Below are 12,513 nucleotides of genomic sequence, written 5' to 3' on the forward strand. Positions count from 1 at the left end.
GTTACACCTTGAACCGCTTGACCAGGTTCTGCAGTTCGCCGCCCAGCTGTGCCAAGTCCACGCTGGAATCGGCCATCTCCGCGCTGGCCTGTGCCGATTGGTCTGCCACTTCGCGCACGGTCATGACGCTGCGGTGGATAGTGTCGGCCACACTGGTCTGCTCTTCCGCTGCGGTGGCGATCAACAGGCTCATGTGCTGGATACCCGCCACCTGCCGGGTGATGGTCGCCAGCGCCTCACCAGTGTCGCGCACGCCGATCACCGTGGACTGGGTCTGCACCACACTGGCCTGCATGCGTCGCGAGCTTTCTTCGGCAATGCGTTGCAGCCCGGCAATCAGGCTCTCGATTTCTTCGGAGGATTGCTGGGTGCGCTTGGCCAGGCTGCGTACCTCGTCGGCGACCACCGCAAAACCACGGCCCGCCTCCCCTGCCCTTGCCGCTTCGATGGCCGCGTTCAGCGCCAGCAGGTTGGTTTGCCCGGCCACGGTCTTGATCACATCGAGCACGCCGCCGATACGTTCGCTCTCTTTATACAAGCGGGTCATCGACTCGGCCGACATGCCCACGTCCCGGGCCAGGGTTTCAATCTGCTCCACCGCTTGCTGCGACACCTGCAAGGCGCTGCTGGCCTGGGTGTCGGCTTGCTTGGCAGCCTGGGCGGCCTGCTCGGAATTGCGCGCCACTTCCAGCACGGTGGCGGTCATTTCGGTCATGGCGGTGGCGACCTGGTCGGTCTCGGTTTTCTGGCTGTGGATACCGGCGCGGGTTTGCACGGTGATCGCGGCAAACTGGCTGGCGGATGCGGCCAGGCGATGGGAACTGCTGCCGATCTGGGCCATTACGTCGCGCAGGCGGTGGCTCATGTGGTTGATCGAACGCAGCAACTGGCCCAGTTCGTCGGCACGCTCGCTGTGCAGTTCCACGGTCAGGTCGCCATTGGCGATGCGCTCGGCCGCCTCGAGGGTCTGTTGCAGTGGCGCCACAATCTGCCGGCCGATGCGCCAGGCAAGCAACCCGCCGAACAGCAGGGCCAACAGCGTCAGCGAACCGAGGACGATCACCACCGCTTCGACGCGCCGCTTGGCGCGCACGGCTTCTACGTCGTAGAGCACGTTGATTTCATCTTGCAGCGTGGCCAGGGCGGCGTTCAATTTGAGTACCGTGGGGCCCACGTCGACGCCGGCTTCCACCGCGTCATGGGCTTTCATGTAGGCACGCAGCTTGTCATCCAGGCGCCGGATCTTGGCCAGGTCTTCCTGGGGCCACTGCCCGGCGTGCACATCGGCGACGATCCCGGCGAGCAACTTTTCCATCTGCCCAAGGCTGGCATCGTGTCGGGTCAATTGGGTGGCGTCTGCGGTCAGGGCATACACAAAGTTGGCGTCACGGGAGAACACGGTCTGGTCGAACAGGTTGCCCAACCGGTTGATGCGCTTGAGCGATTGGCCGTCGCTGCGCAAAGCGTACAACCCGGTCAGTGCCAGTAGCACCGCGAATGCCAAAAGCAAACCAAACCCCAAGCCAAGCTTGCGGCGCACAGTCAGATGTTCCAGGGCGAATCCACGCGACATATATAACAACCTCATTGCACCCGTTTGCTCGGCGCGCAGAAACGCCGACGCCTCGCAGGTGTGCGATAGCGTCTGGGGGCAGATTAAATTTAATGGAGCACTTTGCTCGATAAACAACCAGGCTGTTACTTGGCGATGAGTCAAAATGCCATCGCACAATATCATTGGCTGAACAAAGAATAAACGAAACATGAAAAATCCAAATATGGAGGACTGAAATCCATATTTAGGTATTTATTATTAGTCACTCAAACCGTACTATCGCGCCGCTCGAAACAGCACTAATCACAACTAATTCCGCTATAGCGTACTGCTTGGCGTCATACGTATTTCGCTCATGTGGGCGCCTAGGGTCGTTATGCTGGATGATGTGGCTATCTTTGTTCAAATCGTGCGCAGCGGCAGCCTGGCGCTGGCCAGCAAAAAGCTGGACATGCCCGCCAATACCCTGGGCCGGCGCCTGGCCAGCCTGGAGCAAATGATGGGCACGCCGCTGTTGTTTCGTTCCACCCGGGCCCTGCGCTGCACGGCAGCCGGCGAGCGCTTATACCAGCACAGTTGCACTAATATCGACGCACTTCATGCCGCGATAGACTCCATCAAACACATGGACGGCGAACCCCGTGGCAAAGTTCGGGTGCATGTGTCCACCAGTTTCTTTGAATACTCTGACACTAACTTCTTGCAGGTCTTTCTCGACAAGTACCCGGTGATCGAACTGGAACTCATCGTCTCCGACATAGAACCCAACTTGACCGAAGAAGGTATCGACCTGCTGCTGCGCGTGGGTAAACCTGAAAAAACCAGTTATGTCATACACAAGTTGCGCGACGTGACCCTGGGCTTATATGCCAGCACGCACTACTTGGCCAGGCAAGGCACGCCGCACACCCTGGATGACTTGATGGGCCACGAACATTTGCAGTACCTGGGCAAGACCCACGAGAACCTGCTGACGCTGATGCGTGGCGATGAAACCCACAGCGTGCCGATTCGTGGCCGGTTTTCTTCGGACTCGATGCTGGGCCTGATCAATGCGGCCCACCAGGGCCTGGGAATTGCCCTGTTGAACAACGTGACCACCCAATTCGATCAAAAGGACCTGATACGCGTGCTGCCGGAATACTACCTGCCCACCGAGGGGTTCTATGCGGTGTACCCGAACCGCAAGTCCCTGTCGATGGCCGCCCTGGCCGTGCTCGACCACTTGATCGACAAGGCCGGTATCTGCCGGCTGCGCTAGGCGTCGCTGCCCATGCCGGCCAGGTACGCCCACGGATAGATGCCGCGCTCGTGCCCGTCGCTGAACACCAGCTGCACGCCGTAACCCTGCGGGTGAATCTGCAGCACACGCACTGCATCCGACACCCTTGGCTGGCTGCCACGCAAGCGGAACGCCCGGCATTGCGAGCACGGGCATTCACGGCGCAACCGGGCGTGATCGATCCACTGGGTGCGGTCGGCCCATTCCAGGCGCAATCGCCCGTCCGCGCCTTTGCCAATCCCGCTGGGGGCGGCGGTCATTGCAGTTGCGCCAGGGCGATCCGCACGGCCTTGCGCACTTCCGGGTCGGCGTCGTCGGCGGCATCCCGCAGGGCACTCAACGCCTGGCGGTCGCCCAACTCACCCAATGACAACGCCGCTTCCTTGCGCAGGTTGCTGATGCTGTGGCCCAACGCCTGGACGAGTGCGTCGAGCGCCGGCGCATAGCGCAACCGCCCCAGGCTGCGGGTGGCCCGCAAGCGCACTTGCCAGTATTCATCGCTCAATGCGGCAACCAGTGCCTCGCCGGCGTTGTGACTGCCGACTTTGCCCAGGGTGGTCGCTGCCTCTTCACGTACTTGCCAGGCCGGGTCCAGCAGGGCCTGGTACAGCGCTGGCAACACCTGCTCATCGCTGGCCAGGCCGAGGGCGCCGGTGGCCGCGCGGCGTACTTCGGTGTCCGAGTCGCTGCTGGCCAATCTGGCCAACGCCTCTAAGGCAGGCAGGTGCTTGAGCCACCCGAGCACGCCCACGGCTTCGCGGCGGATACCCGCATCGGCGTCCGCCAGCGCCCGCAACGCCGAGGGCGCGGCGGCCTCCAGGCGCAACTCGCGCAAGGCACGGAAGATCGCCGTGCGCACACTCACGTCAGCGTGTTCGGTCCAGGGCAACAACAGCGTGCCTGCCTCGGGCGTCTTCAAGACGCTCAAGCTTTGCGCGGCCGCCTCGCGCACCGCAGGTTCCGCATCGGTCAGCGCCTCGCACAGTGCCTGCACCACCTCATCCTCTTCCCAGGCCTCCAGCAAAGCGGCCGCTTGGGCGCGCACTTCCACGGCGGGGTCCTGGCGCAGGCTGTCCACCAGCCACGCCAAGCCGTCGGGTTCTTCCAGGTCGGCCAGGTCGATCAAGGCAATGCGCCGCATGGCAGCGTCGGGCGCCTGCAAGCGTGGGCGCAGGGCTTCTATTTCGGGGTTATAGGTCATATGGCAAATCGCGGTATGGAATGATCAATGGGCAACCCAAGCGGGTTCAACCGGGGCAACTGGCGTCCCTCTTCGTGGTGCAGCAGTTCCAGGCAGTGGCGCTTGAGGTGGGTAAATTCAGGGGTGGTCATCAGCCCGGTGTGGCGCGGGCGCGGGAAGTCCAGGGCGAAGTCTTCGATAATGCGGCCCGGGCGCGGGCTCATTACCAGGATACGGTCGGCCAGGAACAGCGCTTCATCAATGTCATGGGTGACAAACACCACGGTGGTGCGGATCTGCGTCCAGATATCCAGCAGCAAGGCCTGCATCTTCATGCGTGTCAGCGCGTCCAGCGCGCCAAACGGTTCATCCATCAGCAACAGGCGCGGGCGATTGATCAGCACCCGAGCGATTTCCACCCGTTGCTGCATGCCGCCCGACAATTGATTCGGCCAGCGCTCGGCAAAGCCCTGCAGCCCCACCAGCGCGAGGATTTCATCCGCCGCCGCCAATCGCTCGGCCTTGCCGACCCCACGCATCTTCAGGCCGAACGCGACGTTCTCACGCACACTGCGCCACGGGAACAGCGTGTGTTGCTGAAACACCATGCCGCGCTGCTGGGACGGCCCGGACACCGCCTGCCCGTCCATGTGCAAGGTGCCCTGGCTCGGCACCAGGTGGCCCGCCAGCGCGCCAAGCAACGTGGACTTGCCGCAGCCCGACGGCCCCAGGATGCACACGAACTGGCCCGGCTCGATGCTGCAATCAAGTGCCTTGACCGCCTCGAACGCTTGGGCCTTTTCGCCCAGCACAATGGACAACCCGCTGATTGCTATACGACCTTCCATCAGGCTTTACCTCGCAGGCGATGCCAAGGGGTGAATGTCGCGCCCAGGCGCTTGACCAGCCAACTGCTGCCCATGCCCAGTACACCGATCAACAACATGCCGACCACGATGTCGGCATAGTTTTGCAAGGTGTATGACTCCCAGGTGTAGTAACCGATGCCGAACTGCCCCGAGATCATCTCGGCCGTCACCAGGCAGAACCACGACGTGCCCATGCCAATGGCCAGGCCAGTGATGATGCTCGGCGCAGCGCCCGGCACGATCACTTCGCGCAAAATGGCGCCGCGCCCTGCCCCAAGGCTGCGCGCCGAGGCGATCAATCGAGGGTCGACCCCCTCAACGCCATGTACGGTGTTGAGCAGGATCGGAAACAGCGCGCCGGTAAAGGTGATGAACACCATCGACATTTCCGACGACGGGAACATCAGGATCGCCAGGGGAATCCACGCCACTGCAGGAATCGGACGGATCACTTCCAGCGGTGGCAGCAAGACATCCTCGGCCCATTTCCAGCGGCCAATGGCGATCCCCAGCCCGACGCCCACCAGCACCGCCACCAGGTAACCTTCAAACACCCGGCCCAGGCTGGCGCCCAGGTGCCGGGCCAGCTTGCCCGAGTCCACCAGGGCCAGCGTCGCCTCCAGCACAGCGCCAGGCGTGGGTACATTGGCGAAGGTCACCAGCCACAGGTTCCAGTGATGGCTGGCAGCGAGTTGCCAGAACAGCAGGCACACCAGCAACGAGCTGGCACGGGGCAACCAGCGATAAGCAGCAGTCGGCATGGGCATGTTCCTGTCAGCGACCGGCCACGGCTTGGGCGCCGGCACGGGTGAAGTCAAACACCTGGCCGCCCTGGGCGTCAGCAAATTGCTGCGCCTGGCCCTTGAGCAGGAAGGCACTCAACTTGCCCTGGCGATCACTGGCAAACCAGGCCTGGCTGGCCAGCAGCTTGATGCCGCTGTCCTGGGCCTGGGCGTACACCGCACGCACGGCCTTGCCGTCTTTTTTCAAGCTGGCCAGTGCGCTGAACGCCGCTTCAGCCGAGGCGTAGTCGCGCACCTTGGGCTCACCCTTGACCCAGATCTGCGCGACGTGGGTCCAGTCGGTGATGGGCTTGCCCGTGAGCGCGTCGTTGGCCTTGAGCGGCGCCTGGGCGTAGTTGGCCAGTTGCGCTTGATAATCCAGGCCCGACGCCTTGAAGGCGGCGCGGATGTACTGGTCGTCAATGAAGGTGTTGAGGTCCAGGCCGCGGTCAGCCTTTTTCAGCAGCTTGAGGGTGTCGATGGCGGTGCCCACGGCCTGGCGGTATTCCGGTTTCCAGCTGAGGTCACGGGTTTGCACGCCCAGCGGCCCGTGGAACAGGTAGTTAACCTCGGCTTCGACGCCGGTGACTTTTTCGATCAGCTCGCTGTACTTCTCAGGCTCAGCGGCGAGTAATTGATTGGCTTCGATACTCGCGCGCAGGTAGGCGACCACCACTTCGGGGTACTGGCGCGCATAGCTTTCATCCACCAGGGCGCCGTGGAAGGTCGGGGTGTTGGATTGTGAGCCGTCGTAGATCTTGCGGGCAAAACCACGGTTGGGGAACAACTCGGCAAACGGCACAAAGTCGGCGTGGGCGTCGATCTTGTCAGCTTGCAACGCCGACCCGGCGACTTCGGGCGCCTGGGCGATGATGTTCACGTCCTTGAGCGGGTCCCAGCCCTGGGCAGCCACGGCACGCAGCAGCATGCCGTGGGCCGTGGAGGCGAAGGGTACGGAGATGGTCTTGCCCTTGAGGTCTGCCAGGGACTGGGCCGAAGACGTCGCTGGCACCACGATGCCATTGCCGCTGCCCTTGATGTTGCCCGACAGCACGCTGATAAACAGGCTGTGCTTGCCCGCCGTTTCATACGCCACGCCGTTGAACGCCCCGGGGAAGTCGGCCATGGCGCCGAAGTCGAGTTTGCCGGCGACCATTTCATTGGTCAGTGGCGCACCGCTGGTGAAGTTCTTCCACTGGATATCGTAGGTGGCGTCCTTGTACTGGCCGTCGTGGGGCAAGTACTTGTCCAGCAGCCCCAGTTCGCGGATCAGCAGGCCGCCGGCGGCGCAGTTGATGGTGGTGTCCTGGGTGCCGATGGCCACCCGGATGGTCTGGGCCTGCACGGACAGGCTCAGGGAGGCCAGCACCAGGCTGGCAATGGTTGCGCGCAAGAACATTGGGTATTTCCCCTCGAATCATGGTTATAGGATCGTCTCCGCCGTGATCGGGCACGGTGGGAAACGAGGGGGTGCAGCGTGGGCGTCCGGTGTAGGCGGATGGCTTTGAATCAACACACTCAGCGCAGCAGGTACGGGATCTCGACCTTGACGGCGCCGGTGGGGCAATCCTTCTCGCAGGGCATGCAGTACCAGCACTCATCGAAGGCCATGTAGGCCTTCTGCGTGGCCGGGTTGATTGCCAGCAGGTCCATGGGGCACACGTCGACGCACACGGTGCAGCCCTTTTCGGCGATGCACTTGTCTTCGTCGATCGTCACCGGCGCGTTGGAGCGAAAGAATATTTCCTGGGGCTGATAGGCCATTTCACGGTGTCCTGGGTGCCTTTGGCACTCTCTATGCGTTATTTCAATGCTTGTGCCTCTAAACCTGCCGCGCGCCTCGTCCTGTAGTGAGCGGGCTTGCCCCGCGCGGCGGCGTACCAGGCGCCCCACCTTTACCTGACACACCGCGGCGCGGGGCGAGCCCGCTCACTACAAGGTGACGCGTAGGCGGTCGTAGGCTTGCAGTTCGTCGGCGTCCAGGGGGATTACGTAGGGCTCTACCGGCTTCTTGAAGCTGACCATCTGCCCGTTTTCGCCCTTTTTCAGGTGGCAATGGCAAAACCAGTCGGCGTCATTGCGCAGCGGGTGATCGACCCGGTGGTGGTACAGCCCCCAGCGGCTTTCGGCGCGGTACAGCGAGGCGCGAGCGGCCATTTCGGCGCAGTCGCGGATCACGCTGGTTTCCATGGCGCGCATCAGTTCGTGAGGGTTGTGGGCCTTCATCTGGTCCAGGTCGCGCTGGATATCTCCAAAGCGCTGCAGGCCGATCTCCATCTTGCGGGTGACCTTGGGCGGTTGCAGGTAGTCATTCACGAAGCGACGCAGCTTGTATTCCACCTGGGCCGGTGGCAGCCCGGTGTCGCGGTCCAGCGGCGCGTACACACGGTCTTGTTCGGCGGCGACCTGTTCGGCGCTGACCGCACTGAACTCACGCTCGGCCACGTACTGCGCCGCATTGGTGCCGGCGAACCAGCCATAGGTAAACGCGCCGAGCATGTAGTTGTGCGGCACCGCCGCCATGTCGCCCGCCGAATACAGACCTTTTACCGAGGTTTCCGCCCGTTCGTTGACCCACACGCCGGAGGCCGAATGCCCGCTGCAAAAGCCGATCTCGGAAATGTGCATTTCCACCATGTCGCTGCGGTAATCCGTGCCCCGGTTAGCGTGGAACTGGCCTCGGCTGGGCCGCTCGTTGCTGTGCAGGATCTGTTCGATGTTCTGGATGGTTTCCTCGGCCAGGTGGTCGAGCTTCAAGAACACCGGGCCGTTGCCGCTTTCCAGCTCCTGGTGGAACTCCCACATCATCTGGCCGCTCCAGTAGTCGCACTCAATGAAGCGCTCACCTTTGTTGTTGGCGGTGTAGCCGCCCAATGGGCCGGTGACGTAGGCGCAGGCAGGGCCGTTGTAGTCCTTGATCAGCGGGTTGATCTGGAAACATTCCAGGTTCGCCAGCTCCGCCCCGGCGTGGTAGGCCATCGCGTAGCCGTCGCCGGCGTTGGTGGGGTTTTCATAGGTGCCCATCAGGTAGCCCGAAGACGGCAGGCCCAGGCGGCCGGCCGCGCCGCAGCAGAGGATCACCGCCTTGGCCTTGATCACCTGGAAGTCCGCCGTGCGGCAGTCAAAGCCCATCACCCCATTGACCGCGCCTTCGCTGTCGGTCAGCAGGCGCGTGCACACCAGGCGATTGGTGATGTTCACCCGTGCGCGCTTGAGCTGGCGGTACAGGACTTTTTTGATGTCATGGCCTTCGGGCATGGGCAGCACATAGGCGCCCATGTGGTGGACCTTCTTCACTGCGTAGTCGCCCGTCTCGTCCTTCTCGAACTTCACGCCCCAGCGGTCCAGTTGCTCGATGGTTTCAAAACTGTGGGTGGCGTAGGCATACACCGCGGCCTGGTTGACGATGCCGTCGTTGGCGATGGTGATTTCCTTGGTGTACTGCTCGGGCGTTGAGTGGCCCGGGATGATCGCGTTGTTCAGCCCATCCATGCCCATGCTGATCGCGCCGCTGCGCTTCACGTTGGCCTTGTCGATCAGCAGCACGCGCAGGTCGCGGTTGGCCTCCTTGGCCTTGATCGCCGCCATGGGGCCGGCCGTGCCGCCACCGATCACCACGATGTCGTATTCCAGTTCCAGGGTCTGGCGGCTCATGGGCGGGCTCCTCGCTCGCGGTCGATGCGCAGGCGGTACTGGAACGCATCGCCACGGTAATACAGGTGCTCGAAGTCCACGGGCTGGCCATCGGCGGTGTGGGTCAGGCGCTCGATGTGCATGATCGGCGAACCGGGCTCCACATTCAGCGCCTGGGTCAGGTCGCTGTCGGCCAGGACTGCATCAATGGCGACATCGGCATGGCCCAGTTGCAGGCCGCAGTCGTTTTCCAGGATCAGGAAGATGTCGCGGGTCACCAGGTCGGCTTTTTCCAGGCGTTCGCCCAATGCCTGGTTGAGGTAGGTGATTTCCAGGGACACCGGCTCGCGGTTGATCAGGCGCACCCGCTTGATTTGCGCAACCGTGGTGCCCTCCTCCAGGCCCAGGCGCTCGGCCACGTGCTTGTCGGCTGCTACAAAGCGAAAACTGCGCAGGCGGTTGATCACTTCATAGCCGCGTTCGGTCATGGATTCCGCCAAGCCTTGCAGGGTGCTGACGTTCTGGTAGGCCTTGGGTTTGGACACGAAGGTGCCTTTGCCGTGAATCTTGAAGATCAGCCCTTCTTTCTGCAGGTCGCCCAAGGCCTGGCGCACGGTGATCCGACTGACCTTGAAGCGCGCGCCCAATTCGGCTTCGGACGGCATTTGCGTATTGGGGGCGTATTGGCCATCCAGGATGCCGCTGCGCAACAAATCACGCAGTTGCGCATGCAGGGGAATACTGGACAGTGGGGATAAGGCAACGGCGGGTTCGTTCATCAAGGTCACTTGTCATAACGAGTTATGACGTGATCTTAAGAAGCCTAAGCATCGCCATGGAAATACCGTTTATGCATAAGCTTAAACTTCTATTGTTTTGGCTGATGTCCGGTATCGGCCGCAATGCCTTCTGACGCGCAGGCGGGCTTTATAGAATGGCGACCACAGTCAAGCCGTCACCGTTCGGTGCTGGAGGTCATCATGCGTTATGTGCTTATTGCTGCTGTGCTGAGCCTGTTCAGCACCTTCGCTGCCGCCCAGGACGCGCCCGCTCCCGGGGCGAATGCGCCGGCCACCCAGGTCGATGATTATTCCGAAGACCTGGATATCGCCAAGGCCGTGCGCAACACCAGCGCAGCGTCGACCGCTTGCGGGCCGGTCAAGGGCCACGTGGTGTACGTGGACAGCCAGGGCGTGCGCCATGAGCTGGACTATGTGCGCGTCGGCGACGCCTGCCAGCACGGTTGATCCGCGCTACAGGTCAAAGCGGTCGACTGCGCGGCGCCGCTCGTTATCCTCACGCACGTCATAGCTGGCGGTGGTCTGGATGTTGGTGTGATGCGCCAGTTTCTGCGCAATCGACAGGTCATGCTCTTCGATCACCCGCGTGATGAACGAGCGGCGAAAATCGTGAGGCATGATCTTCACCCCCACCTGTTCGCCGCGTTGGCGGGCGATGTAGTAGATCGCGTGCTTGGTGATGCGCTCGCGGGTGATGTGGCTGCCCCGGCGAATGCGATTGAACAGGAATGCATCGTCTTGCTCGCCTTCCTTGAGCTGCTCGCGACGAAACGCCAGCCAGGCCTGCAGCTTTTCAAAGGCCCAGGCCGGCGCATACTTGATCAATTCCTTGTTGCCCTTGCCGGTCACCCGCAGGCTGCGTTCTTCAAAGTTGACCTGGGCCAGGTCCAGGTTGACCGATTCCGACTTGCGCATGCCCGAGCCATAGAGGATGCCGATCACCGCAGCATCGCGCAGGCCTTGGGGGCGCGGGTCGGCAGCGCACACTGCCATCATTTCGCGGATCAGCGTACGGCGCAGGTTGCGGCCCTGGCCCAGACGCGTGCCGGGAGCTGCCTTGACCGAGCGCATCTTCAATAAGTGATCCTGGCTGATCAGGCTCATCCGCCACGCTTCGTTCATCACGCCGCGCACCGCGTTCACGTACAGCGACGAGGTGTTCGGCGCATAGCCGTCCTCACGCAGCGCGGCTACCAGGGCAATCACATGCTCCGGCTGCAGCAAATGCCAGTCGATGTCTTCAAGGTTGATGTCTTCAAAGCCCAGGCGGTCGGCCGCATCTTGCAGCACGTAGCGCATGGTCAGCTGGCTGGAGGGCGCCAGGCGGGTGAGGTAAAGGGTCAGTGGGTTGCGGATAGACTCAGTCAAGGTAGATCAGCCTTTGGATTAAATACCTCTAACAAGCCTTTGTTTAATAGAGATATTTAGTGAATTGGCGAGAGCCGAGTCTACCCCACGATCAGCCCTGGCACAAAATCACGGCTTACTCTTCGTCGTCGGTCGGGTCCTGTGGCTGGGCCTGGGACTGGCTCCAGTCAGCGTCCTGTTTTTGCATCAGTGCGAACCAATGCTGGCGCATGAACGTGAGGTAACCCTCCGGTGCCTTGGCGAAATCCTTCTCTTCGCTGTAGCAACCCGGCAGCGGCAATTCGGTGCCCTGCTCCTTGTACTGGCTGACCAACGCCTGTTGCGCCGCCACGCTGCAATCCTTGGGCAGCGGCATGCCGCGCAGGGCCCCCGCCTCCTCGTCCCACCAACTGGCGCCCACGCGGTCGACGCCGCGCAGTCGGTACTTCTGGGACTTGCCCACGTGCATGATCAACTTGAATTCGTTGGGGCTGACATCGCTGGTGCAGGTGCGTGAATAACCCACCGTGGCCTGGGTGATGCCGTCGCCGGACAGGTCGGTGACCTTGGTGGCAGCCATGTCAAAGCGCAATGACGCATCGAACTGGCAGTGTTGCACATCGTCGTAGAGCATCCAGACGCGCTTGGGATGGTCGCCGCTCAGCAGGTATTGCGCCGCGTAGACAAACGCTGACTGGGTGCCGTCATCGTCGCGCTCGCTGACTTGCTCGGCGAGCACCAGCAGGTTCTTGCCCTGATGGTCGTCCCAGGTGTACGCCGCGACCTGCTTGCCACGGACTTCCACGCCGTCCGGCACCTGGTCGATGCTGGTCAGTGCCACGCCGTCATCGGCCCGCACGGTGGTGACGCACGCAACGGCCATCAACAATCCCATCAACGCCGGCCGCAACTGGCCGCGCAAAAGCTGCACGCTATTCATCCGAGTACCCTGGCAAGAGATGGCTTACTTTACCGGCACTTGAAGGCCAATGCAGAGAAGATTGTTGAATAAACCGGGGAGCGCTCCACACGCTAGGGAAAACCCTGGGTTTTTGCCCGCAAACA

13 protein-coding genes are annotated in these 12,513 nt (G+C 62.3%); 2 read left to right on the plus strand and 11 right to left on the minus strand.

Translation table 11 applies throughout. The annotated features are described in order from the left end of the window. Position 1: 1 nt before the first annotated feature. The gene (locus tag AC07OV_RS03105) at positions 2-1,765 is read right to left on the minus strand and encodes a methyl-accepting chemotaxis protein (RefSeq protein ID WP_495091517.1); all 1,764 of its coding nucleotides are present in this window, start codon (positions 1,763-1,765) and stop codon (positions 2-4) included. A gap of 178 nt (positions 1,766-1,943) precedes the next feature. Here AC07OV_RS03105 and AC07OV_RS03110 point away from each other — a divergent pair, with 178 nt between their 5' ends. After that, complete coding sequence (locus tag AC07OV_RS03110; RefSeq protein ID WP_494995778.1) at positions 1,944-2,816, plus strand: LysR family transcriptional regulator; 873 nt, start codon at positions 1,944-1,946, stop codon at positions 2,814-2,816. Here the strand turns inward: AC07OV_RS03110 and AC07OV_RS03115 are convergent. The 8 genes from AC07OV_RS03115 to AC07OV_RS03150 form a co-directional block, all read right to left on the minus strand. Then, positions 2,813-3,097, minus strand: coding sequence for a DUF971 domain-containing protein (locus AC07OV_RS03115; protein ID WP_176996105.1), 285 nt, complete (start codon positions 3,095-3,097; stop codon positions 2,813-2,815). The genes AC07OV_RS03110 and AC07OV_RS03115 overlap by 4 nt on opposite strands. Next, positions 3,094-4,038, minus strand: coding sequence for a HEAT repeat domain-containing protein (locus AC07OV_RS03120; protein WP_495091518.1), 945 nt, complete (start codon positions 4,036-4,038; stop codon positions 3,094-3,096). The genes AC07OV_RS03115 and AC07OV_RS03120 overlap by 4 nt, the downstream gene beginning before the upstream one ends. Beyond that, positions 4,035-4,865, minus strand: a complete 831-nt coding sequence (locus AC07OV_RS03125; RefSeq protein WP_176996103.1) for an ABC transporter ATP-binding protein — start codon at positions 4,863-4,865, stop codon at positions 4,035-4,037. Before AC07OV_RS03125 ends, AC07OV_RS03120 begins: the two co-directional genes overlap by 4 nt. Further along, entirely contained in the window at positions 4,865-5,647 is a 783-nt protein-coding gene (locus AC07OV_RS03130) for an ABC transporter permease (protein WP_495091519.1), read from the minus strand. Before AC07OV_RS03130 ends, AC07OV_RS03125 begins: the two co-directional genes overlap by 1 nt. Positions 5,648-5,660: 13 nt before the next feature. After that, positions 5,661-7,067: an ABC transporter substrate-binding protein gene (locus tag AC07OV_RS03135; protein WP_495091520.1), complete on the minus strand. Its 1,407-nt coding sequence runs from the start codon at positions 7,065-7,067 to the stop codon at positions 5,661-5,663. Between the two features lie 119 nt (positions 7,068-7,186). Beyond that, a complete protein-coding gene (locus tag AC07OV_RS03140; RefSeq protein WP_028616162.1) occupies positions 7,187-7,432 on the minus strand; it encodes a 4Fe-4S dicluster domain-containing protein in 246 nt (81 codons plus the stop codon). A gap of 168 nt (positions 7,433-7,600) precedes the next feature. After that, complete coding sequence (locus AC07OV_RS03145) at positions 7,601-9,322, minus strand: fumarate reductase/succinate dehydrogenase flavoprotein subunit (protein ID WP_495091521.1); 1,722 nt, start codon at positions 9,320-9,322, stop codon at positions 7,601-7,603. Next, a complete protein-coding gene (locus AC07OV_RS03150; protein WP_494995785.1) occupies positions 9,319-10,080 on the minus strand; it encodes a GntR family transcriptional regulator in 762 nt (253 codons plus the stop codon). The genes AC07OV_RS03145 and AC07OV_RS03150 overlap by 4 nt, the downstream gene beginning before the upstream one ends. A 201-nt stretch (positions 10,081-10,281) precedes the next feature. Between AC07OV_RS03150 and AC07OV_RS03155 the strand changes: the two genes are divergently transcribed. Next, positions 10,282-10,548: a DUF2790 domain-containing protein gene (locus AC07OV_RS03155; RefSeq protein WP_495091522.1), complete on the plus strand. Its 267-nt coding sequence runs from the start codon at positions 10,282-10,284 to the stop codon at positions 10,546-10,548. Positions 10,549-10,554: 6 nt separating this feature from the next. On the opposite strand, the gene AC07OV_RS03160 is transcribed toward AC07OV_RS03155, so the two are convergent. Beyond that, positions 10,555-11,469, minus strand: coding sequence for a site-specific integrase (locus AC07OV_RS03160; RefSeq protein ID WP_495091523.1), 915 nt, complete (start codon positions 11,467-11,469; stop codon positions 10,555-10,557). A 115-nt stretch (positions 11,470-11,584) separates the two neighbouring features. Beyond that, on the minus strand, positions 11,585-12,388 hold the full coding sequence (locus tag AC07OV_RS03165; protein ID WP_178920167.1) for a M949_RS01915 family surface polysaccharide biosynthesis protein: 804 nt from the start codon (positions 12,386-12,388) through the stop codon (positions 11,585-11,587). Between the last annotated feature and the right edge of the window lie 125 nt (positions 12,389-12,513).

Source organism: Pseudomonas sp. GW821-FHT09A09, assembly GCF_059418405.1.